The organism is Leucobacter sp. CX169, assembly GCF_017161405.1.
Lineage (GTDB): Bacteria > Actinomycetota > Actinomycetes > Actinomycetales > Microbacteriaceae > Cx-87.
Genome location: NZ_CP071051.1, coordinates 625,383 through 647,772, shown reverse-complemented (window position 1 = coordinate 647,772; position 22,390 = coordinate 625,383). Strand labels below are relative to the sequence as shown.

Here is a 22,390-nt window from a genome sequence, read left to right as displayed (position 1 = left end):
GCTTTGCTACTGCAAGATGAACTGCGCAGAGTCCGCCGAGCGAACCCCAGCCGCCTCGACGAAGAGGTGGTACGACGCGCCACCGCCGGGAACCGGATCGCGCTCGACCTCGCAGGTGTCGGGGGCGCTGCGCGTGCGGTCCCAAGCGACCGGGTCCGATTCGAGTGTCTCGGCAGGCTTCAGGATCACCGGCAGACTCGACGGGTTCTTTTGGCAGTCACCAGAGTTCCAGTATTGCTCGGGGCCGCTCGAGATCTCGAAGCGCATTCCGGCGGTGCCGAGATCGGCCGTGCATTCAGCCGTACCGCGGTTCGTCACCAGGAGAGTCAGGGCGGGCATCTCCCCGGAGGCATAGCTGCTCTGGCTCGTCACTGCCTCGACCAGCAGGTCACCTTCTGCGCACACCGGAGGCGCGTCCGCTGCGGCTCCGTCGGGCTTCGGAGACGCGACCTTCTCGGTCACATCAGCCGGAAGCTCGACCGATTTCGACTCGCTTTGCCCGCTCGATGAGCCGGGCTTCACGATGACGAGCACCACCGCAACGATGACCGCAATCAGTCCGGCGAGCACGAGCAATCGCCGGCGCAGGTATACGCGCTTGTCCTCGGGTCCGACCGGATTCCGCATCGTCGACATGGGCACAGAGTAGCCCGCGGGGCGTGCGAGTCCGGTCAGACACCCCGAACACGGGGCGCTCGCCCAGGCTCGCTGGCGCTAGTTCGCGATCTTCTTCAGCATTCGGGTGTTCCCGAGCGTATTCGGCTTGACCCGGGCAAGATCGAGGAACTCGGCTACGCCCTCATCGGTCGAACGAAGGAGCTCGGCGTAGGCGTCGGCCGCGAGGCGCAGATTGCCGTCGTCGTGCATGACTTCGAAGTCGTGCTTCGCGAAGAAGTCGACCTCGAAGGTGAGGCAGAACAGGCGGGTCAGGCCGAGTTCAAGCGCTCGGTCCTCGAGCGCGGCCAGGAGGCGGTGGCCGACCCCGCGTCCGAGCCATTCGTCGCTCACGCCAAGCGTGCGCACCTCGCCGAGGTGCTCCCACATCACGTGCAGCGCGCCAAAGCCAACGACCTCTCCCCGCACGTTGACGGCGACCAAAAACTTCTGCACGGTCTCGTACATGTTGACGAGTTCCTTGCCCAGCAGGATTCGTCGCTCGACCAGCGGAGCCATGAGCTCCAGCATGGGGCGCACGTCAGCGGTGCGCGCTGGCCGAATCCGAATCTCGCCCGTCTCGGGCACTGCAGTTTCCACCTTCGAAGCGTAACGCACGCCGGTACCGCCGCCCGGCAGGATCCTGCCCGTGACGCATGAACGCCCCGGCCAAACTGGCCGGGGCGTTCGTGTCAGTGCGCAGTGATTATTCCGCGGTGGGCGCCGTCGACGCGACCGCTGCGGCGGTCGAGGCCGCGGCGTTGCCCCGGTCGCTCGAGCCGCGCTCGGTCTCGAAAGTGAATTCGTTGTTCTCGAACCCGACCTTGACGAGGTCACCCGCGAGCAGCTCGGCGCCCAGGATCCGCTCCGAGAGCTGGTCCTCGACCTCGCGCTGAATCGCACGACGCAGCGGGCGGGCGCCCAGCGTCGGGTCGTACCCGAGCTCAATCAGACGCTCGCGAGCCGGCACCGACACCTCGATGCGCATGTCGCGATCGAGCAGGCGATCGGCGAGACGCTTCACGAACAGGTCGACGATCTGCAGCAGCTCGGGCTTCGACAGCTGCGGGAACACGATGATGTCATCGACGCGGTTCAGGAACTCGGGCTTGAAGTGCTTCTTGAGCTCCTCCATCACCTTGCCCTTCATCAGGTCGTATCCGACACCAGAGTTGCCCTCGAGCTGGAAGCCGACGGGGCCGCCGGCGATACCCTTCGAACCGAGGTTCGTGGTCATGATGATCACGGTGTTCTTGAAGTCCACGATTCGGCCCTGGCCGTCCGTCAAACGTCCCTCCTCCAGGATCTGGAGCAGCGAGTTGAAGATGTCCGGGTGCGCCTTCTCGATCTCGTCGAACAGGACGACCGAGAACGGCTTGCGCCGCACCTTCTCGGTGAGCTGGCCACCCTCTTCGAAGCCGACAAACCCGGGAGGGGCACCGAAGAGACGAGAGACCGTGTGCTTCTCGCCGTACTCCGACATGTCGAGCGAAATCATCGCGTCTTCGTCGTCGAACAGGAACTCGGCGAGCGCCTTGGCGAGTTCGGTCTTGCCGACGCCCGTGGGGCCGGCGAAGATGAACGAACCCGAGGGACGCTTCGGATCCTTGAGGCCGGCGCGCTGGCGACGGATCGTCTTCGCGAGCGCCGAGATGGCCTCGTTCTGGCCGATGACCCGCTGGTGCAGGGCCTCTTCCATGAACCGCAGACGACTGGTCTCTTCCTCGGTGAGCTTGAAGACCGGGATGCCGGTCGCCTGGGCGAGCACCTCGGCGATCAGCCCCTCGTCGACCTCGGCGTTCGTGGTGACGTCGCCCGAGCGCCACTGCTTCTCGAGCTTGAGGCGTTCGGCGATGAGCTTCTTCTCCTCATCGCGCAGGTTCGCGGCTTTCTCGAAGTCCTGGCCGTCAATCGCCTGCTCCTTGTCGGCACGGACGACGGCGATCTTCTCGTCGAACTCGCGCAGCTCGGGCGGGCTCGACAGGATCGAGAGGTGCAGGCGGGCGCCGGCCTCATCAATCAGGTCGATGGCCTTGTCCGGCAGGAAGCGGTCGGAGACGTAGCGCGCCGACAGGTTGACCGCAGCGACGAGTGCGCCGTCGGTGATCGAAACCTTGTGGTGCGCCTCGTAGCGGTCGCGCAGCCCCTTGAGGATGTTGATCGCGTGCGGGATCGACGGCTCGCCCACCTGGATGGGCTGGAACCGACGCTCGAGAGCCGCGTCCTTCTCGAAGTGCTTGCGGTACTCGTCGAGCGTGGTCGCACCGATGGTCTGCAGCTCGCCACGGGCAAGCAGCGGCTTCAGGATGTTGGCGGCGTCGATCGCGCCTTCTGCTGCACCCGCGCCAACGAGGGTGTGGATCTCGTCGATGAAGATGATGATGTCGCCGCGGTTGCGGATCTCCTTGGTGACCTTCTTCAGGCGTTCCTCGAAGTCGCCGCGGTAGCGGCTACCCGCGATAAGCGAGCCGAGGTCAAGCATGTACACCTGCTTGTCCTTCAGCGTCTCGGGGACATCGCCCTTGACGATGGCCTGGGCGAGGCCCTCGACGACGGCCGTCTTACCCACGCCGGGCTCGCCGATCAGGACGGGGTTGTTCTTGGAGCGACGCGAAAGGATCTGCATGACCCGCTCGATTTCCTTCTCGCGCCCGATCACGGGATCGAGCTTGCCCTCGCGGGCGGCGTTCGTGAGGTTGCGCCCGAACTGGTCGAGCACCTGCGAACCCTTGTCGCTGCCGGTCTCCGTCACGCCGGCCGAGACCTGCTCTTTCCCGGCCTGGTAGCCGGAGAGGAGCTGGATGACGGTCTGGCGCACGCGATTGAGCTCTGCCCCGAGCTTGACGAGTACCTGCGCGGCAACCCCCTCGCCTTCGCGGAGCAGGCCGAGCAGGATGTGCTCGGTCCCGATGTAGTTGTGGCCGAGCTGCAGCGCCTCGCGGAGACTGTACTCAAGCACCTTCTTCGCGCGCGGCGTGAAGGGGATGTGGCCGGCGGGCGGCTGCTGGCCGGTGCCGATGATCTCGGTCACCTGCTCGCGCACGGCGTCCAGAGAGATCCCCAACTGCTCGAGGGCCTTGGCTGCGACACCCTCGCCCTCGTGAATCAGGCCGAGCAAAATGTGCTCGGTCCCGATGTAGTTGTGGTTGAGCATCTTCGCCTCTTCTTGGGCGAGGACAACCACCCGGCGGGCCCGGTCGGTAAATCTCTCAAACATATGTTCCTCCTGGGGCGCGTCTGGACGGGGTCGCCAATTGCGCCGTACTCACAGCGTACGACCCGTTCCCGAGGTTTTCGCCGGTGTTCGCCAGCGGCGGAGTGCGAGCTTGACACCTCGCGTCAATTCCGACACCATATCGATAAGCGATAACAACGATAATCGATATGGAGTCGGCAATGAGCGCCACCACCCCCTACCGTCCGTCCCGAGGCGACCGATGGGCCCTGATCGCTTTTGTGGCGGCAGGCATCGCCCTCGTGGTCGCCACCGTCGTCTTCGCGGTACGGCAGATCCTGAGCCTCGTCAGCTCGGGGCCCATCACCGTACCGGTGACGTTTGGTGATTTCGAGGCTCCCCTGACGTATGGCGAAGCGGGCGCCTCGCTCCCCGTCGCCGTTGACACCGGCACCATCACGGTGATCGAGCCAACCGCCGCCCTAGTGGTCCCGGGCATCCTCGGCGTGATCGTGACCGTGATCCTGACCGCGGCCGTGGTGGCCTGCCTCGTGGGGCTGAGTATCTCGCTGTTGCGCGGCACCATTTTTAGCAAGCGCAATACCCTCCTGGTGTCGACCGCCGGAATCACCGCGTTGATTGGTGTCGCGCTGCAGAAGGTCCTCGAGGTGATGCAGTCCAACGCCGCGCTCCACCTCGCGACGGGTGGTGAGTATGATGCGGTTGGGGTCTTCGTGGCGCCCGGCTCCTACCTCATCGCCGCATTCGCCATCGCCATGATCTGCACGGTCTTCGTGATTGGAGAACGCATGCAGCGCGACCAGGACGGGCTCGTATGACCACCGAACCCGGTAGTAGTGGACTACCTCGTGAATCAAGCCCCACAAAGATTCGGGCTGACGCAATCGCAATTCTTGTCCTCGGCTTTGCCTCAGGCGCATCAATCATCGCTCTCGCCTGGCAGAAATTCACTGACACGTTCACCTCAGGGGGTGTCGTCTGGCAGCTGCCCGTCTCGCCGCAGCCCGCCACCGCCGAGGGGCTACAGGTCTACACATCGGCTGGGCTCCTCAATGCGTCCCCGATCGAGGGCGTCATCACCCACCTGCAGGTCACCATCCCAAACCTCAACACGGTCTCTTCAGTATGCCTCGGCGCCGCGATCGTGCTTGCCGCGATCACGCTGTTTATAGTTGTCGGGTCCACTGCGAGAATCGCCTGGCTGTTTCAACAGGGCAGGTTCTTCACCCTGCCCACCAGCCATGCGCTGCGCATATTAACCTGGGCGCTGGGCGCGGGTGGCTTCGGTGCCTTCGCCGCGTGGAACCTCGGCGCAAACGGTGTCGAGGCTGCCCTCAACGTGCGCGCCTCTGACACCGGCAGCGGTGAATGGTGGGGTTGGTACTTCATTGTGCTGTTCGCCGTCTCCTCGTTCGGACTCATCGACATTGCTCTGCGCCGCGCAATTCGTGTACAGCACGACGCCGAAGGGCTTGTCTAGTGCCGCCCGAGGAGGCGCACGCGATTCACTGCCGCCTCGACGAGCTGCTCGCGGAGCGCGGTATGACACTGACCGAGCTCAGCGAGCGGGTCGGCGTGAGCGTCGTCAACCTCTCGGTACTCAAGAACGACCGAGCGCGCGCGATCCGGTTCTCGACGCTGACCGCCGTGTGTCAGGCACTCGACTGCGAGGTCGGCGAGCTGCTGGTGGTGTCCGGATCCGGTGAAGCGCCCATCGACTGAGAGTCCTGTCGCCCCAGAACCTCCCGCAGTTCGTGAAGCATGACAATTTGCTGACGGTTGATCTCCATCAGCTCCTCGATCTCGGCCTTTGCCGCCGTATTCGTGTCGAAGTCGTGTTGGGCGAGCGCCGCGGCGATCGCGTCCTGCCGCTTCGCCGCGATGAGCAGGATCGCTCCCTGCATGCCCGCGAGCATGCTCAAGAACAGGTTCAGCAGGATGAACGGGTACGGGTCCCAAGATTTCGCACTCAGGTTCAGCACGGCCCACACGACCATGAACGCGACGAACCCGGCAATGAAGGTCCACGAGCCCATGCCGTTTCGCATGCGGTCCGCGGCGCGCTGGCCCGCGGTGAGCTCTTCGGTGTGCTGGGCGTGCCAGTTCTCGAGCGGTCTCGTCATACCGTGAGTGTAAACTCCCGCACCGGTCCTGGCGAGAGTTCGCTGAGCGCCCAGTCGCCCTCCCCTCCCGCGACGACCTTGACCCGGTGCAGATGGCTCGTTCGACGTCATTGAAGGAGCCATCTGCGCCGGGTCGGCGGGAGGGGGTTCCCGTTCACAGGCCGTGAGTGGTCCCCGTTCTCCACTTTCTCACCCAGGGCCCGTCCGCGAGACTCCCAGGAGTCAGAATCGGTGCATGCCACAGCCGCGCGCACCACTGCCCTCACTGCCATCAGCGTTCACCGTCGCGAGCGCCTATGCCGCGGGGATCAGGAGAGGCGCCCTGCGCCACCCCTCACTCCGCTCGCCATACTTCGGGGCCCGATCGATCGCCGCTGAGTTCCCTCCCCCGGCCACGCGACGAGGCGTGATGCTCCAGGCGGCGCAGCGCTTTCGCCCGCGCCTCAGGCACGGCGAGGCAGTCAGCCACACCTCCGCGCTACTCTTACACGGCTGCCCCCTCTGGATCGAGCCCGTGCTGCACGTGACCGCCCAGCCCGGACACACGAGAAGTAGAGCCCGGGGCGTGCGGGGCCACGAATGGACTGAGCCCACACAGGTGATCGAGGTCGACGGGGTCCCGCTCGCTCCCCCACTGATCGCCCTTCACCAGAGCGCGCCACTACTCTCACCGCGCGAGCTCATCGTCGCGATAGATCACTTGGTGAGGCCAGAACGATCTGCATCGCGCGTGGTAACGCCCGTGACGCTGGAACAAGTTGTGACAGCGGGGCACCGGCACAGCGGACGCGGCTCACACAACCTGCGGTTGGCTTCGAGCTTCGCTCGCATTGGGGCCGAGTCTCGGATGGAAACCCTGTCGAGACTCATGCTCCACGCATACGGGCTCGAGGAATTCTTTGAGCTGCAGGTCGATATCAGGGACTCGGCGGGGTGGGTGGGGCGCTTTGACCTCGTGAGCCGTCAACACCGAGTCATCGTTGAGTTCGACGGCGATCAGCATCGGACGAACAAGGTCCAGTACGAGAAGGACCTGCGTCGTCTCGACCGAGCGCGCGGCGCTGGCTACGCGGTGATTCGGCTGCTTGCGAGCGATGTCCTGCACCACCCGAGGTAGACTGCCGTCCGCGTCTCCAGGGCTTTGGGAATCGAGCTCTGCCCGCACCCACTTGCACCCATTTTGCTCGGCGGTCCGCCTTAGGCCCGCTCGACCTGGCGAAGATGGCTCGTTCAAGGCCTATGAAGGAGCCATTTCCGCCGGGTCACCGTCAATGGGCCAGCAGGCCAGAGGGCCGGGGCTACTGCAGCGCGGAAGTGAGACGAGAGAGGTTGTCGAGCAGTTGCGAGCGCAGGGGCTGCTTGCTCCACTCTTCCAGCGTGAGCTCTCGCGAGTTCTCGTGGTAGTACGCCACGACCTCGTCGAGCTCGCGGACGAAGATCTCGCTGTAGACCACCATCGAGATCTCCATGTTCAGGCTGAACGAGCGCTCGTCCATGTTGGAGGAGCCGATGACCGCGACCGAGTCGTCGATGCTGAAGTGCTTCGAGTGCAGAATGTACGGCGGCTTGAACATGAAGATGCGCACGCCCGCCTTCAACAGCTCCTCATAGTAGGAGCGTTGGGCGTGGTACACCATCGGCTGGTCGCCGATCTCAGACACGAACAATTCGACCTCGACGCCGCGCGCCGTCGCCGCGCGCAGCGCGTTCATAATGGACGACTCGGGCACGAAGTAGGGGCTCGTGATACTGACGCGCTTGCGCGCCATATACATCAGCGAGACGAACACCTGGAGGTTGTTCTCGTCAGAGAAGCCCGGTCCGCTCGGCAGCACCTGGCAGTGCAGGTTCTGGTCGCAATGCTCGACCGCCTCGAGCACCCACTCCTCACTCAGGAGCTCGTCGGTCTCGAGGTACCAGTCGCTCACGAACACCGCGTTGAGGCCGAGCACCACGGGTCCCTCGACCCGGACCATGAGGTCCTTCCAGTGCAGTCCGCGACGAATGTTGGACTTCTTGTTGTAGGTCGAGTCGACGAGGTTCTGCGAGCCCATAAAGCCGACCTTGCCGTCGACCACCAGGATCTTGCGGTGGTTGCGGAGGTCCGGCCGCTGGTACTGCCAGCGCCAGGGGCGCACCGGCAGCATGTACGACCACTCCGCGCCGACCTGCTTGAGCATGCGCACGGTCTTGCGGTTGCCCGGCGCGCGCACCGCCGCGATGTGATCGAGCAGCACCCGAACGGTGACGCCGCGGGCGGTCGCCTCGCGGATAGCCTCGAAGAAATCGGCGGTCGCCTGGTCGTAGGAGAGGATGTAGAACTCGATGTGGACGTAGCGCTTCGCCGCGCGAATCTCGGCGGTCATGTCTGCGATCGAGCCGTCGTAGTCGCGGCTGATGGTGGCCGAGTTACCCGAGAGCATGGGCTGCGCGCCGAGGTTTCGCCCCAGCACCGTGATGTCGTGTAGCCAGGGGTTCGCGTCAGTGTCGGTGTCGGGGCCAACGTGCTGGTCTTCAAACGCCAGCTCAGAGCGATCGGCGACCTCCGCGATGAGCTGATGGATCTTGTCCTGCTTGGCCACCCGCCCGCGGGGCAGACGGTTGCTCCCAATGATGAGGAACAGGATGATGCCGGGCACCGGGAGGAAGAAGATCGCCAGCAGCCAGGCCATGCCCGAGGTCGGCTTGCGATTACGCGGAACCACAAAGAGCGCGACGACACGAATGGACAGGTCGATGATCAGTGCGATGATCGCCGTGTTTGCTGGCAACGTCCAAGTGAAATCCACGTGCGACCCTTCGTCGGCAGTTCGTTAGAACCACCTTATCGGCGCAGTGACTGCGCATAGGGGCGCAGGAACGCTAATCCTTCGCGGGCAGGCCCAGCTTTGCGCGTTCCTCAGCCTCGATCTCGCTGTACACCTTCCGCGCCGTGCGGTCGGCACGCAGGATGATGCGGATGACGTAGAAGAAGAAGATACCGATCAGCACGGTCGGGGTGAGCGACCAGAGCGCGTTGACCCACCAGTTTTCCATGAGGACAGACTACCCGGTCAGCTCCGCGCAAAGCTGGGCGACGCCGGATACAACAGGCCCGGCGCCACCCACCGCGCTACTTGACGAGCGGGAAGAGGATCGTCTCACGGATCCCGAGGCCCGTGAGCGCCATGAGCAGGCGGTCCATTCCCATGCCCATGCCGCCCGACGGCGGCATGCCGTGCTCGAGGGCGCGCAGGAATTCCTCGTCGATGGGCATCGCCTCGACGTCGCCCTTGGCGCCCATCGCGGCCTGCTCGACGAAGCGCTCGCGCTGCACGACCGGGTCCACCAGCTCGGAGTATCCGGTGGCGAGCTCGAACCCGCGAATGTACAGGTCCCACTTCTCGACCACGCCGGCGATCGAGCGGTGCTGACGGGTGAGGGGGCTCGTCTCGACCGGGAAGTCCATCACGAAGGTCGGACGCGTCAGCCCGTCCTTCACGAAGTGCTCCCAGAGCTCTTCAACGAGCTTGCCGTGGTTGGGCAGCGGCACCTCGACGCCTTCCGCATCGGCCAGCGCCTGCAGCTCTTCCACTGACGTGGAGGGCGTGATCTCGCGGCCGGCCGCCTCAGACAGCGTGCCGTACATCGAAATGCGGTCCCACTCTCCGCCCAGGTCGAACAGCGTGCCGTCCGCCCAGAGGACGACCTGGGTGCCCTCGCGCTCGGTGCCGCGGTTGACCGCCAGGGCGGCCTTCTGGATCAGTTCCTGCGTGAGGTTGGCAATCGACGTGTAGTCGCCGTACGCCTCGTACGCCTCGAGCATCGCGAACTCAGGGCTGTGCGTCGAGTCAGCGCCCTCGTTGCGGAAGTTCCGGTTGATCTCGAAGACGCGCTCGAGGCCGCCGACGACCGCGCGCTTGAGGTACAGCTCCGGCGCGATGCGCAGGAACAGCTCGGTGTCGAACGCGTTCGAGTGGGTGACGAAGGGACGTGCCGAAGCGCCGCCGTGCATCGTCTGCAGCATCGGGGTCTCGACCTCGAGGAAGTCGTGCTCGGCGAACGTCTCGCGCAGGCTCGCCATGGTCTTGGCGCGCGTGAACACGTTGGTGCGTGCCTGCTCGCGCACGATGAGGTCCAGGTAGCGCTGACGCACCCGCGTCTCCTCGTTCAGCTCGCTGTGGAGGTTGGGCAGCGGGACAACGGCCTTCGCCGCGATCTGCCACTCGGACACCATGATCGACAGCTCGCCGCGGCGGCTCGAGATGACCTGGCCGCGCACGAACAGGTGGTCGCCGAGATCGACGAGCTCCTTGTAGCGCGCGAGCGACTCCTCGCCCACCTCGGCCAGGCTCACCATGGCCTGGATCCGGGTGCCGTCGCCCGACTGCAGCGACGCGAAGCAGAGCTTGCCCGTATTGCGCTGGAAGACAACGCGACCCGAGACGCCGACGATCTCGCCCGAGGCCGTGTCGGGGACCTCCTCGAGGTGGCCAAACTGCGCCCGGACCTGGCCGATCGTGTGCGTGACCGGCACCGACACCGGGTACGCGCCGCCGCCGAGGTCGGTGGCCTCGGCGTTGAGCCGATCGCGCTTCGCGAGACGCACGGCCTTCTGCTCGAAGATTTCCTCTTCGCTCTGCAGGGCAGAGTCAGTGGGCGCGTTCGCGGGCGTAGTCTGATCGCTCATCGTGGCGGGGTCCTCCGGGGGTTGGGTTTCGGACCAGTCTACCGGGGGTCTTCCTCGACAAACGGCCCGTCAGGATCCTGCCTGGCCGCGATCAACAACGCCTCGTCGACGGACGCGCGCACGAGCCCGCTCACGACGCGACTCGGGCGGTCGAGCCCGAGAGCGCGCAGCGCGTCGGTGGCCTGGCGCACGACGGCAGCCGAGAGCTCGACAGCAGCATCGATGGCCTCGCCGTAGGCCGCCCGATCCGCCTCGGCCACGACCACTGGTTCCGCGCCGATCTCGACCGCGAGGGCCTGGCCGATCGGCAGTACGGGGGCCGGTGCCGTGACCGCGACCGTCGCCTCGTGCAGCCGACTCACGTCCATACTCGTGCCGGTGAACACGAGCGCGGGGTGAAACGCGATCGGAATCACGCCGGCGGCCATCGCCGGGGCGAAGACCCGGATGCCGAGCGACGCGACGGTGTGGAGCACGAGCTGCCCCGGCTGCCAGGCACTCGTCTCGGTCAACCCGCGCACGAGCCCCGGGAGTTCGTCGCCGGGTACCGCGAAAATCACGAGCTCGGAGCGGCGAACGACCTCCGGAATATCGAGCACCGGGACCCCCGGCAGCATCGCCTCGACGCGCTCGACGCGATCCTCCCCGACGGCGGTGATGCCGGTGATCGCGTGGCCGGCCCCCGCGAGGGCGCGGCCCAGGACGGGCCCGACCTTCCCGGCCCCGATAATCCCGACGCCGAGGCGCCCCGCGGGACTCATCGCTCGACCCCCGGGGCCTCTGACTTGTGCGAGTCCTCCCAGCCGGCCTCGACCGCCGCCGCAACGATTGCAGAGAATGCCGCCTGCGCGTCGACAAGCGCGAGGCCCGAGACGCGGGTCCGCACGGGGCCGAGCACCGTGTGCGTGGTGAGTGCCGCGAGCCCCAGCGGGCGATGGAGCAGCCCGCGGTGTAGCTGCACCGACTGGATGCGCACCATCGGCACGAGTGCCAGCCTCCGGGTCGCCACTCCCCGGCGCAGTCTCACGTGCGCCGCGTCTGCCGAGGTCGCGGCCGAAACTTGCAGACCGTTCCTACGTCGCGCGAACCACAGGATCCAGGCCGCACGCTTCGGCGAGCCGACGAAGCCGCCCGAGTGCCCCATCATCGCCTCGCCCAGTTCGTCCGGCGACATGCCATGCGCCGGCAACAGGACGTCGAGCACGCGCGCGGCGTCCGCGAACTTCCCGACGGGCAGCATGGTGTTGAGCAGCACGCCAGTGCCGCCGCCGCTCGTCGGGCCGAGACCCGCGGTCGTGATGCGCACGTGCCACCAGCCGAAGGGGCGCCAGCCGAGCGGCTGGAAGACCTCGATGGCGTGGATGCGGCCGCGCGGAATGGTCTCGGTGACGGTGGAGAGCAGGCCGGTCGAGACCCGAACACCCTGTTCGCTCAGCGAGAGGTGGAAGTTCATGCTGCGGGTGAAGCTCGCAAAAGTCACACCGAAGAACGTGATCACCGTCGGCACCAGCATGAAGAGCAGCACGCTCTCGCCGAGGATGCCGGCGATGATGATGCCGGCGATGCCGACCACGAAGATGATCGTCGGCCACGACAGCAGCGTCGCCCCCAACAGGCGACCGGCCGGCACGGAGACGAGAGAGTCGCCGGCGCCCGCGTCGAGGTCGAGGTCAGCGAAATCCTCAACGCGGTTCGCCAGTTGACCGGGCATTGCCGCGAGGGCCGGATCGCGGTGCGGCAGGGTCTCCCCCGCGGGCGAGCCTTCCGGCGAAAGGGCGGACGCGGGCACGGCCGGATCCTGCGGACTTGGCGCGACCCGCGCGCCCGTCCGGCGCGCCGCGACCTCGGCGAGAATGTGCTCTCGCTCGGCCTTTGCGTCTCGATGTCCGAGGTAGTTGAGCTTCACCTTGCCGTCTTGGCCGGCGGTCGCGACCTCGAGCATGGTGAGCCCGAGCAGCCGCGCGAGCAGCGGGCGCTGCAGGTTCACCCCCTGAATGCGGTCGAGCGGGGCGCGGCGGTGCTGACGGAACAGGATCCCGCTGCGCGACTCGACCGACTCGCTCGTGATGCGATAGGTGTGCATGCGCCAGCCGAGCCAGGAGAACAAGACAACGAAGAGCAATACCCCGAACACTGCGAGGAATGCGACGAGGACGAGGTTACGTTCCAGGATGACATCGATGATGTCACCGCTGCTCCCCGATTCCTCAGCCCAGGGCACATCGACGAGCACGATTGCGACCAGCCGGTCGCGGAGATTCGCGAGCACGATGCCCGCGATGACGAGCACAAAGAGCCCGCCGCGCAAGAGCGGCGACAGCGGGTGCAGTCGCCGCCAGCCCTCGGACGGTTCGGGCGCCGCGGCCTCGGGCACCGGGGCCCCGGGCGTCAGATCGGTCACAGGCCCGACCGGCGGGTCTCAGCGAGTGCCACCAGCTGATCGCGCAGCTCGAGCGCGTCGGCCTCGCGCAGCCCGGGCAGTTGGACATTGGTCGCGGCAGCGGCGGTGACGAACTTCAGCGTCGTGAGGCCGAGGGCGCGCAGCACTGGCCCGCGGTGGGTGTCAATGAGCTGCATGCGCCCATAGGGCACGGCGACCACGCGCTCGAACATGATGCCGCGCCGGAAGAGCAGGTCGTCCTGGCGCAGCTGGTAGCCGATCGCCCGCACCCGGCGCACTCCGAAGGCGGCATTGACCAGGATGAGCGCGGCGACAGCACCCAGGATCCAGGGGAAGAACGGAGGGAGCTCGTCGTCGGCCAGGACCGGCACCACCAGCCACAGAACACCGACGATCAGCAGCGGAACGACGTTGCCGACGAGGTCGACCCAGACATAGGAGGGCGAAACCCGGCGCCACTGCCCGGAGTCGCTGGCGGGCACGGTCTCAATTGCCGAGTCGGTCATCGATGAGTCTCTCTGCGCATCTGTCACGCTCCCATTCTGCCGGACGGGCGCCCGCGAGGGGGAACTGACCTACGCCGGCTGATCGGCCGGGTCTGTGCCCCGATCGGAATCGCGTGCCTCATCCTGGTCCTGCGGGGGCACCCGGCAGAGCCGCTCGGCGATGACGCCGCAGACGAGCAGGGCGACGGCGGCGATCAGGGTTGCGAGCATTGGCACCCAAATGCTGACGCTCGTCGGGACGGGACGCCCCGCGAGCGAGAGCAACAGGCCGGCCCCGAACCCGCCGATCAGCCCGCCCACGAACTGCGAGGCGCGCGCCGCGGCGAGCACCCGCACCGCTTGGAACGGGTTCACCGGGCCCGTTTCCGGGCGGCTCACCCGCCGGCGCAACAGCACCGCGAGGGTGAGCAGCACGGCCCCGAGCACGACCATCGTCGCCGGCAGCGAGTAGGGCGGGGCGAGGGGAGGCTGACCCGAACCCGAGCGCGCGAACTGCACGACCAGGCCGACCGCGAGACCCGTCGCCGCGAACGCGAGGACGACGAGTGGGTGAGTGCGCTGCAGCTTGGGGTTCATCGGGTCTCCCGCACCGCGGCGTCGGCGGCTTCGGTCGTGGCTGAGAGTGGCAGGGTCGTGTCGCCCACGCGCGCGAGCAACTCGGCCACGCGGCCGTGGCCCATCAGCACGGCGTCGGGTTCGAGCGCGAGCCAGGGCGCGAGCACGAAGTCGCGTTCGAAGGCGCGCGGGTGCGGGACGGTGAGGCGCTCGTCCTGCACCACGCGCCCGCCGAAAAGGATGAGGTCGACGTCGAGCGTGCGATCGCCCCAGCGGGCCTCGCGCGTGCGCCCGTGGGTGGATTCCACGCGCTGGAGCAAGTCGAGTAGCTCGTGCGGCGACAGCGTGGTCGTGGCCCGCGCGACGCCGTTGACATAGCGGGGCGCCGACTCGTCCGGGCCGTCGAGGGTGAGCGCGATGGTTTCGCGAAGCGGCGAGGCCGCGAACTCAATGATCCCGTGGCTACCAGCGAGCTCCCGCTGGGCCGCCGCGATGGTGCCGCTGCGGTCGCCCAGGTTCGACCCGAACGCGAGCAGGATCGGCACGACCTGCGCGATCATCGGGCGCCCTCGGCGGCGGCGAGCCGCACGACGGTCACGGACACGTCCGCAAACGGGACCGTGATCGGGGCGTTCGGCTTGTGAACGGTGATGCGTGTCGCGGTGACGCCGGCGAAGCCGAGGGCGACGGCGGCGACCCGCTCGGCGACGGTCTCGATCAGGTCGACCGGGTCGCGCTCGACCGAGGCGACGATGGCGGCTGCGAGCTCGCCGTAGTGCACGGTCCGGGCAAGCTCGTCGCCGGCCGAAGCCGCCGCGAGGTCGACCGCGACGGTCGCGTCGATCACGAAGCGCTGGCCGTCCGAGCGCTCGTGCGCAAACACGCCGTGGTGGGCGAAGGCCTCGAGGCCGACGAGGTCGATCCGGTCGCCCGCAAAGTGGTTCATGAGCGCTCCCCCGGCTCGTTTCGGTCTTCCGCGAACGCCCACGCGCGTTCCACCGCGAGCGCCTGCACTGTGCCGGGCACGTCGTGCACACGCACCGCCCAGGCGCCGGCCCGCGCCGCGAGCGCCGATACGACCGCGGTCGCGAGGTCGCGGTCGCGGGGGCCGAGCTCCGCTGCGGCGTGCGCGCCGGCGGCAGCATGATCCTGGGCCGCGCCGGCGGCGGGCAGCGCCTCAAGCAGCTCTCCGAGCATCCGCTTGCGCGACGCCCCGACGAGCACTCGCGTGCCGGGGTCGGCGAGTTCGCCGAGTCGGGCCAGCAGCGCCCAGCCCTGTTCGGAGGTCTTATCGAAGCCGAGGCCAGGGTCGACGATGATGCGCTCGGCGGCGATGCCCGCCTCGTGGGCCGCGGCGACCCGCAGCGCGAGCGCACCCCGCACCTCGCGCACGACGTCGCGGTAGTCCGAGCGGCGATGCGCCACGTCAGGGATGCCGCGCCAATGGCCGAGTGCGATCTCGGCGCTGGAATCGGCGACGACGCGCAGCATGTCGGGGTCGGATTCACCGCCCGAGACGTCGTTGACGAGGCGCGCTCCGGCCGCGACCGCGGCCTCAGCCGTGCGCGCTCGCAGCGTGTCGATCGAGACCGGAATGCCGCCCTCGGCGAGCGCACGCACGACGGGGAGTACCCGGCGCAGCTCATCGTCGGGGGCCACACGGGTCGCCCCCGGTCGGGTTGACTCGCCACCGACGTCGATGAAGTCGGCGCCGAGGCGCGCGAGCTCGAAGCCGCGCGCAATGGCCACGTCGGTGGCCGCGAAGTCGCCGCCGTCGCTGAACGAGTCAGGGGTGACGTTGAGCACCCCGAGGACGAGGGTCATCGGGTGGCCCCGGCCGACTCTCCTGCCCGGTCGGTCGACCGGTCGCCCATCGAGATCAGGGCCATCACCTCGGCGCGTTCGACCGCGTCGACGTACACGCCGCGAGACGCGATCGTGACTGCGGAGCTGTCGGCCTGGCGCACGCCGCGATCGGTCACGCAGCCGTGCTGCGCCTCGATCACCACGAGCACACCGTGGGGGGCAAGCGCGGCGTCGACCGTCTCGGCGATCTGCTCGCCGAGGCGTTCCTGCAGCTGTGGGCGTGCCGCGAGCACTTCGACGACGCGGGGCAGCGCCCCGAGGCCCACGACCCGCGCGTGGGGGCGGTAGGCGATGTGGACGCGACCGCGGAACGGGAGCAGGTGGTGTTCGCACACGGACCGCAGCGTGATGTCGCGCATCAGCACCAGCTCGCCGGTGTCGTCGCCGACCGGGACTGCCTCGGAGAGCAGCTCCGCCGGGTCAACCCCGACGCCCGCGAAGAACTCTACGTACGACTGGGCGACCCGGTCGGGAGTCGCTGCCAGCTCCTCCCGATCGGGGTCCTCACCGATCGCCAGGAGCAGTTCACGCACTGCGGCGCGGATCCGCTCCTGATCGATCCCCGCCGCGTGCGTCACGAACCGGCCGGATCGGGCGAAGTCGCGGGAGGATCCGCAGGAGGCGCCGCGGGCGTGCTGTCCGCGGTACCTGCTTCAGCGGCGGGCGCCGCGTCGCTCGAGAGGCGAGCCGCATCGGTCGATGCCGAGGCGGGCACCTCGATCGGCGGACGCGTCGAGACCGGGCGTTCGTCGTTCGACAGCCAGACGGGGCGGGGGTCGAGGCGGCGGACGTCCTTGAAGATCTCGGCCAGCTGGTTGTGGTCGAGCGTCTCCTTCTCGAGCAGCTCGAGCGCGAGCTTGTCGAGTACGTCGCGGTTCTCGACGAGCACTCGGTAGGCCTCGTCGTGCGCCTGCTCAAGGATCGCGCGCACCTCGGCGTCGACCTTCTCGGCAATGCCCTCGGAGTAGTCGCGGCTCTGGCCGAACTCCCCCATGAACGCGCCCCCCTGTGCCTGGCCCAGGCGGACCGGGCCGAGCGTCGCGGACATGCCGTACTCGGTCACCATCTTGCGCGCCGTCGAGGTCGCCTTCTCGATGTCGTTCCCGGCGCCGGTGGTGGGGTCGTGGAACACCAATTCCTCGGCCACACGGCCGCCGAGCGCGTAGGCGAGCTGATCCTGCAGCTCGTTGCGGGTAATGGAGTAGCGGTCCTCCAACGGGATCACCATCGTGTACCCGAGGGCGCGTCCGCGGGGCAGGATCGTGACCTTCGTGACCGGATCGCTGTGGTTCATCGAGGCCGCCACCAGGGCGTGACCGCCCTCGTGGTAGGCCGTAATCAGCTTTTCCTTGTCGCGCATGACGCGCGTGCGGCGCTGCGGGCCGGCGATGACTCGGTCAATCGCCTCGTCGAGCGCGCGGTTGTCGATCAGCTGCGCGTTCGAACGGGCGGTCAGGAGGGCCGCCTCGTTGAGCACGTTCGCGAGGTCGGCGCCGGTGAACCCCGGGGTCTTGCGCGCGACGACGTCGAGATCGACATTCTTCGACAGCGGCTTGCCCTTCGAGTGCACCTCGAGGATCTTCTTCCGGCCAGCCATGTCGGGGGCGTCGACGCCCACCTGGCGGTCGAAACGACCCGGGCGAAGCAGCGCGGGATCGAGCATGTCTGGGCGGTTGGTCGCCGCGATCATGATGACGTTCGCCTTGGGGTCGAAGCCGTCCATCTCGACAAGCAGCTGGTTGAGCGTCTGCTCGCGCTCATCGTGGCCGCCACCCATGCCCTGGCCGCGACGCTGGCCGACGGCATCAATCTCATCGATGAAGATGATGGCGGGGGCGTTCGCCTTCGCGTCCTTGAAGAGGTCGCGCACCCGGCTCGCGCCGACGCCGACGAACATCTCGACGAAGTCCGATCCGGAGATCGAGTAGAAGGGCACACCGGCCTCGCCGGCTACCGCGCGGGCGAGCAGGGTCTTGCCGGTTCCGGGAGGGCCGTACAGCAGCACGCCCTTCGGGATCTTGGCACCGACGGCCAGGAAGCGGGCGCCGTCCTGCAGGAAGTCCTTGATCTCGCCGAGTTCTTCGACGGCTTCGTCCGCGCCAGCGACGTCGGCGAAGGTGACCTGCGGGGTCTCCTTCGTGGTGAGCTTGGCCTTCGACTTGCCGAACTGCATGACCTTGTTGCCGCCGCCCTGCATGGAGGACAGCATCCACCAGAAGAACAGGCCGATCAGCAGGATCGGCAGCATGAAGCCGAGGATGGACCACCAGACGTTGGGCTGGGGCACCATATCGGTGAAGCCGTCCTTGGGCTTTGCCTCGTCCACCGCGGCGACCACGGCGTCGCCCCGCTGCGAGACGTAGTAGAAGTACACGTCGGTGCCGTACTTCTTGTCGGCCTCGGTCAGCGTGAGGTTGACACGCTGGTCAATGTCGACGATCTCGGCGTGAGCGACTTTGCCGTCTTGCAACATCTCGAGGCCGTCTTGCGTGCTGACCTCACGCACGCCGCCCCCGGCGAGCAGCGACCAGCCGATGAGCACAATGATCGGCGCCAGGATCAAGTACAGGAGGGGGCCGCGAAAGATCTTCTTGCCCGCGGGGAGTGTCTGTGCCAAATCGGCGCCTTTCTGGGATGCATGAACCGCTTGGTTCGGCACTTGTCAGAGTAGCCGGTGCTTCCCACACGACCGCTGGGTTTCTGCCGAGGGCGAAACGCCCGGCACCCAGCAGTCGTGTGGGACAGCCCGTGCTACATGTGGGGCTACTCTCCGGAGTAGACGTGCGGCGCGAGAATCGCGACGTCGCGGAGGTTGCGGTAGTTCTCGGCGTAGTCGAGGCCGTAGCCGACCACGAACTCGTTCGGAATGTCGTAGCCGACGTACGCGACATCGACCTCGACCTTGAGCGCGTCGGGCTTGCGGAGCATCGTGCAGATGCGCACGGACTTGGCTCCGCGGTTCTCGAGATTCTCCTTGAGCCAGCTCAGCGTCAGGCCCGAGTCAATGATGTCCTCGACGATCAGGACGTCGCGCCCCATGATGTCGGCGTCGAGGTCCTTGAGGATGCGGACGACGCCGCTGGACTTCGTGCCGGCGCCGTAAGAGCTCACGGCCATCCAGTCCATCTGGGCCTGGAAGCGCAGCGCACGGCTGAGGTCGGCCATCACCATGACGGCGCCCTTGAGCACGCCGACGAGCAGGGGCGGAGTGTCGCCGTAGTCCGCCTCGATCTCGCGGGCCAACTCCTGCAGCCGCTGGTGCAGTTCAGCCTCAGTGTGCAAGGTGACCGTGAGGTCGCCTCCGAGATCGTGAGCGTCCATCGATTTCCTACTCTCCGTGATCCTGCGAGTCCGCCCCGCCTGTGGTGACGCCTAAGGCGCGTTCGGGTGCGGTCGCCGCCGTAAATACCAGCCGGTCGCCAGTACGTACAACTCTAATGCCGGGCAGGTGCAGGGTTCCCTGTCCGTGCCAATTGGTCACGAGCTCCGCGACTGCGACGGTGTGCCCGCGGGCGAGCGAGACCCCGAACTCCGCCTCGGCGACTGTCCGAATGATGCGATGCCGAAGCGCCGCAGGGTTCGCCGCGAGCGCCGCGACCGACACCGAGATTCCCGCCTCGGCGTGCTCGACGATCTCTTCAATAGTCTCGTCGATCATCTCATCGAAGGCCTCCGCGTCCTCGCGGGCGAGCTCGGCGGTGCGAGCGAGCGCCTCGGCGATTCCTGGCCCCAGCTCGCGCTCAAGCATCGGGAGGACGCGCTCACGCACACGCACGCGCGAAAACGCGGGGTCTGCGTTCTGCGGGTCCGCCCACGGCGCTAGGCCAGCATCCGCGCAGGCGGCAAGGGTCGAGCTGCGGGGTAGTCCCAAGAGGGGGCGCAGGATCCTGCCCCGGCGCGGCGGAATCCCGGCGAGGCTGCGGGTGCCCGAGCCGCGGGCGAGGCCGAGCAGCACCTGTTCGGCCTGGTCGTCCCGGGTATGCCCCGTCAGGATCCAGCTCGCGCCGAGCGCCGCTCGCGCCTGTTCGAGCGCGGCATAGCGGGCGTCTCGCGCTGCCGCCTCGGGACCGCCGGCGCCCGGCGTGCCGTTGACGTCCACGGCGACGACGCGCACCGGGTCCAGCCCGAGCCCACGCGCCGTCCCGGCCACTTGCTCGGCGACCCGGGCGGATCCTGTCTGCAGCCCGTGGTCGACGACGATCGCGCCAGCGGCAAGGCCCAGGCGTGGCGCCTCGAAGGCCGCGGCGGCCGCGAGGGCCAGCGAGTCGGCGCCGCCCGACAGTGCCACGAGCACGAGCTCCCCGTCGCGCGCTCCCGCGCGCTCGAGGGCGGCTCGGACGGCGCGGCGGGCGTCAGCGATCGCGGGGGTGAGGCGGGGGCGTCGGGTCACCCCTCCACGGTACTCGCCTCGCGCACCCCCGAGCCCGGCCGCGAAATCCCGCACTCCCACCGAGATCCAGTACCCTGGATCGCGTCGCCCGCCGCGTTTCGCCGCGGGCAGCACCCACCCACCGCGCCGAGCAGCCTCTCTTCTGGGGCCGGCGCCCAAGCACGAGGAGCTGGCATGACCGCCGAGTTCGATGCCGTCATCGAAATCCCCAAGGGGAGCCGCAACAAGTACGAGGTCGACCACGAGACCGGCCGGGTGTACCTCGACCGTGTGCTCTACACGGGCTTCGTCTACCCCACCGACTACGGCTTCTTCGAGGAGACCCTGGGCGAGGACGGCGATCCGCTCGACGTGCTCGTGCTGCTCGACTTCCCCGTCTTCCCGGGCGTCGGCATCAAGGTGCGCCCCGTCGGCGTGCTCAAGATGAGCGACGAGGCCGGCGGCGACGACAAGGTCATCGCCGTGCAGTACAAGGATCCGCGCTGGAGCCACATCCAGGACGTCGCGGACATCCCCGAGTACACCCGCAAGGAGATCGAGCACTTCTTCGAGCACTACAAGGACCTCGAGCCGAACAAGTGGGTCAAGGTCGACGCGTGGGGCTCGGCGGCTGACGCCGAGACGCTCATCGTCGAGGCGCAGGAGCGCCTCGCGGCTCAGGGTCACTAAGACCGAGACGAAGTAAAAAGGCGGGGATCATGTGATCCCCGCCTTTTTCATGCCCCAAACGGCATCACCCTGTTACCAGTACAGCCCACGCTGCGCCATGAACGCGCGCGGATCGACGTAGCCACCGATGAGGACCTCGTAGTGCAGGTGCGGCCCGCTCGTGTTGCCGGTCATACCGACCCAACCGATGACCTGCCCGACGTTCACCCACTGGCCATTGCCGACGTTGACCCCGCTCAGGTGGGCGTAGCGGGTCTGCACGCCTCCGTCGTGGTTGACGTGCACCATGATGCCGCCGTAGTTGTCCTTGTAGCCCGCGTACGTCACGGTGCCGCTCGACGCGGCGACGATCGGGGTGCCGTAGCCGACCGCGAGGTCGAGCCCCGTGTGGCCGTAGTAGCCCCAGTAATTCGTGCTGACCCAACCGCCGACCGGGCGAGCCCAACCGCCGCTCGAGCTGCCGCCGCCGCCGCCACCACCGCTGCTTCCGCCACCGCCGCCAGTGGCAGGCGGGTTCTTCGCCGCTTCCTCTGCGGCAAGGCGCTCGGCCTCAATTGCGGCAAGCCTGGCCTGCTCGGCGCGATACGCTACGCCGGCTTCGTAGTCGGCCGCAGTCTTCGCGGTCTTGTCTTGCAGCGCCGCGAGCTTCTCATTCAGGTCGGCCTGCAAATCGAGGTTCTTCTGGTACTCGACCCGCGTCTGCTCGACCGCCGCGGCGGCCGCCTCGGCCTTCTGCTCCTTGTCAGCAAAGAGCCGCTCGCGCTCGGCGCGCGCGGCCTTCGCCTGGTCGCCGAGCGATTGGGCGGCGTTCTGGGCAACCTGTGCCTCTTCCGACAGGCTCGTGTTGCGCTCGGTCGCCTTCGTCATCATCGCGAGGCGCTCGAGCAGCACGTCCGCCGTGCCCTCCTCCGCGCCGAGGAAGAGTTCCATGTTCCGGTCAACGCCGCCGGAGCGGTACATCTGCGAGACGAGCACGGCCGCCTGCTCGGCGGTGCGCTCGGCCTCGACCCGGCTCGCCTCGGCCTGGGCCTCGAGCGCGGTCGCCTTCTCATCGGCGCGCAGGAACTCCTGCTCGGCGTCGACCGCCTCCTGGTTCGCGACCGCGGAGGCCTGTTCGAGCCGGGCGAGCTCGGCCTGGACGTCGGCGATGTAGCCCTTGATCTCGCTGACCTTGGCCGCCACCGCGGCCTGGTTCTGCTTCGCAGCGACGACGTCATCCCAGCTGGGGTAGTTCACCGCGACGGCAGCGGGCGCGCCGAATGCCACACCGGCAAGCAGCACCGCGCTCGTCGCAAGCGCGGCCAACGCCGCACTCCATCGTCTCGATCGGCTCACCTGTAGCGCCTTCATTCCGCCCCCGC

The 22,390-nt window shown here is 67.7% G+C and carries 24 protein-coding genes; 5 read left to right on the top strand and 19 right to left on the bottom strand.

Features of this window, described 5'->3' with window-relative positions; genetic code table 11:
* Positions 1 to 6: 6 nt before the first annotated feature.
* The 3 genes from JW030_RS02800 to JW030_RS02790 form a co-directional block, all read right to left on the bottom strand.
* On the bottom strand, positions 7 to 636 hold the full coding sequence (locus tag JW030_RS02800) for a hypothetical protein (RefSeq protein WP_188045780.1): 630 nt from the start codon (positions 634 to 636) through the stop codon (positions 7 to 9).
* Positions 637 to 714: 78 nt separating this feature from the next.
* Positions 715 to 1,254 carry an amino-acid N-acetyltransferase gene (locus JW030_RS02795; RefSeq protein WP_256434441.1) on the bottom strand — a complete coding sequence of 180 codons (540 nt, stop codon included), beginning with the start codon at positions 1,252 to 1,254 and terminating at the stop codon, positions 715 to 717.
* Positions 1,255 to 1,360: 106 nt separating this feature from the next.
* Positions 1,361 to 3,871, bottom strand: coding sequence for an ATP-dependent Clp protease ATP-binding subunit (locus JW030_RS02790; protein WP_188045781.1), 2,511 nt, complete (start codon positions 3,869 to 3,871; stop codon positions 1,361 to 1,363).
* 179 nt (positions 3,872 to 4,050) lie between these two features.
* Between JW030_RS02790 and JW030_RS02785 the strand changes: the two genes are divergently transcribed.
* From JW030_RS02785 to JW030_RS02775, 3 genes are read left to right on the top strand one after another with little or no spacing between them, the layout of a single operon-like run.
* Positions 4,051 to 4,668 carry a hypothetical protein gene (locus tag JW030_RS02785; RefSeq protein WP_188045782.1) on the top strand — a complete coding sequence of 206 codons (618 nt, stop codon included), beginning with the start codon at positions 4,051 to 4,053 and terminating at the stop codon, positions 4,666 to 4,668.
* Positions 4,665 to 5,330 carry a hypothetical protein gene (locus JW030_RS02780; RefSeq protein WP_188045783.1) on the top strand — a complete coding sequence of 222 codons (666 nt, stop codon included), beginning with the start codon at positions 4,665 to 4,667 and terminating at the stop codon, positions 5,328 to 5,330. The genes JW030_RS02785 and JW030_RS02780 overlap by 4 nt, the downstream gene beginning before the upstream one ends.
* Complete coding sequence (locus tag JW030_RS02775) at positions 5,330 to 5,572, top strand: helix-turn-helix transcriptional regulator (RefSeq protein ID WP_188045784.1); 243 nt, start codon at positions 5,330 to 5,332, stop codon at positions 5,570 to 5,572. Before JW030_RS02780 ends, JW030_RS02775 begins: the two co-directional genes overlap by 1 nt.
* Here the strand turns inward: JW030_RS02775 and JW030_RS02770 are convergent.
* On the bottom strand, positions 5,503 to 5,973 hold the full coding sequence (locus tag JW030_RS02770) for a DUF1003 domain-containing protein (protein ID WP_241095524.1): 471 nt from the start codon (positions 5,971 to 5,973) through the stop codon (positions 5,503 to 5,505). The two genes, JW030_RS02775 and JW030_RS02770, sit on opposite strands and share 70 nt — an antisense overlap.
* A gap of 868 nt (positions 5,974 to 6,841) precedes the next feature.
* Between JW030_RS02770 and JW030_RS02765 the strand changes: the two genes are divergently transcribed.
* The gene (locus JW030_RS02765; RefSeq protein ID WP_188045785.1) at positions 6,842 to 7,090 is read left to right on the top strand and encodes a DUF559 domain-containing protein; all 249 of its coding nucleotides are present in this window, start codon (positions 6,842 to 6,844) and stop codon (positions 7,088 to 7,090) included.
* 181 nt (positions 7,091 to 7,271) lie between these two features.
* Here the strand turns inward: JW030_RS02765 and cls are convergent, their stop codons facing one another.
* The 14 genes from cls to tilS form a co-directional block, all read right to left on the bottom strand.
* Positions 7,272 to 8,762 (bottom strand): cardiolipin synthase, encoded by a 1,491-nt coding sequence (gene cls / locus JW030_RS02760; RefSeq protein ID WP_241095523.1) that lies wholly within the window; start codon positions 8,760 to 8,762, stop codon positions 7,272 to 7,274.
* A 73-nt stretch (positions 8,763 to 8,835) separates the two neighbouring features.
* The gene (locus tag JW030_RS02755) at positions 8,836 to 9,009 is read right to left on the bottom strand and encodes a hypothetical protein (protein ID WP_188045786.1); all 174 of its coding nucleotides are present in this window, start codon (positions 9,007 to 9,009) and stop codon (positions 8,836 to 8,838) included.
* A gap of 76 nt (positions 9,010 to 9,085) precedes the next feature.
* Complete coding sequence (gene lysS / locus JW030_RS02750) at positions 9,086 to 10,642, bottom strand: lysine--tRNA ligase (protein WP_188045787.1); 1,557 nt, start codon at positions 10,640 to 10,642, stop codon at positions 9,086 to 9,088.
* 38 nt (positions 10,643 to 10,680) lie between these two features.
* Positions 10,681 to 11,403: a Rossmann-like and DUF2520 domain-containing protein gene (locus JW030_RS02745; RefSeq protein WP_188045788.1), complete on the bottom strand. Its 723-nt coding sequence runs from the start codon at positions 11,401 to 11,403 to the stop codon at positions 10,681 to 10,683.
* A complete protein-coding gene (locus JW030_RS02740) occupies positions 11,400 to 13,043 on the bottom strand; it encodes a PH domain-containing protein (protein ID WP_188045789.1) in 1,644 nt (547 codons plus the stop codon). Before JW030_RS02740 ends, JW030_RS02745 begins: the two co-directional genes overlap by 4 nt.
* Positions 13,040 to 13,549: a PH domain-containing protein gene (locus tag JW030_RS02735; protein ID WP_188045845.1), complete on the bottom strand. Its 510-nt coding sequence runs from the start codon at positions 13,547 to 13,549 to the stop codon at positions 13,040 to 13,042. Before JW030_RS02735 ends, JW030_RS02740 begins: the two co-directional genes overlap by 4 nt.
* A gap of 69 nt (positions 13,550 to 13,618) precedes the next feature.
* Entirely contained in the window at positions 13,619 to 14,125 is a 507-nt protein-coding gene (locus tag JW030_RS02730) for a DUF3180 family protein (RefSeq protein WP_188045790.1), read from the bottom strand.
* Positions 14,122 to 14,664: a 2-amino-4-hydroxy-6-hydroxymethyldihydropteridine diphosphokinase gene (gene folK, locus JW030_RS02725; RefSeq protein WP_188045791.1), complete on the bottom strand. Its 543-nt coding sequence runs from the start codon at positions 14,662 to 14,664 to the stop codon at positions 14,122 to 14,124. Before folK ends, JW030_RS02730 begins: the two co-directional genes overlap by 4 nt.
* On the bottom strand, positions 14,661 to 15,050 hold the full coding sequence (gene folB, locus JW030_RS02720) for a dihydroneopterin aldolase (protein WP_188045792.1): 390 nt from the start codon (positions 15,048 to 15,050) through the stop codon (positions 14,661 to 14,663). The genes folK and folB overlap by 4 nt, the downstream gene beginning before the upstream one ends.
* A complete protein-coding gene (folP, locus tag JW030_RS02715) occupies positions 15,047 to 15,928 on the bottom strand; it encodes a dihydropteroate synthase (RefSeq protein ID WP_188045793.1) in 882 nt (293 codons plus the stop codon). Before folP ends, folB begins: the two co-directional genes overlap by 4 nt.
* Entirely contained in the window at positions 15,925 to 16,548 is a 624-nt protein-coding gene (folE, locus tag JW030_RS02710; protein WP_241095522.1) for a GTP cyclohydrolase I FolE, read from the bottom strand. The genes folP and folE overlap by 4 nt, the downstream gene beginning before the upstream one ends.
* Entirely contained in the window at positions 16,545 to 18,587 is a 2,043-nt protein-coding gene (gene ftsH / locus JW030_RS02705; protein ID WP_188045794.1) for an ATP-dependent zinc metalloprotease FtsH, read from the bottom strand. Before ftsH ends, folE begins: the two co-directional genes overlap by 4 nt.
* A gap of 146 nt (positions 18,588 to 18,733) precedes the next feature.
* The gene (gene hpt / locus JW030_RS02700) at positions 18,734 to 19,291 is read right to left on the bottom strand and encodes a hypoxanthine phosphoribosyltransferase (RefSeq protein ID WP_188045795.1); all 558 of its coding nucleotides are present in this window, start codon (positions 19,289 to 19,291) and stop codon (positions 18,734 to 18,736) included.
* 7 nt (positions 19,292 to 19,298) lie between these two features.
* Positions 19,299 to 20,360 carry a tRNA lysidine(34) synthetase TilS gene (gene tilS / locus JW030_RS02695; RefSeq protein WP_188045796.1) on the bottom strand — a complete coding sequence of 354 codons (1,062 nt, stop codon included), beginning with the start codon at positions 20,358 to 20,360 and terminating at the stop codon, positions 19,299 to 19,301.
* Positions 20,361 to 20,534: 174 nt separating this feature from the next.
* Here tilS and ppa point away from each other — a divergent pair, with 174 nt between their 5' ends.
* Positions 20,535 to 21,029, top strand: a complete 495-nt coding sequence (gene ppa / locus JW030_RS02690) for an inorganic diphosphatase (RefSeq protein ID WP_188045797.1) — start codon at positions 20,535 to 20,537, stop codon at positions 21,027 to 21,029.
* Positions 21,030 to 21,101: 72 nt separating this feature from the next.
* On the opposite strand, the gene JW030_RS02685 is transcribed toward ppa, so the two are convergent.
* A complete protein-coding gene (locus JW030_RS02685) occupies positions 21,102 to 22,364 on the bottom strand; it encodes a peptidoglycan DD-metalloendopeptidase family protein (RefSeq protein WP_241095521.1) in 1,263 nt (420 codons plus the stop codon).
* Positions 22,365 to 22,390 lie beyond the last annotated feature (26 nt).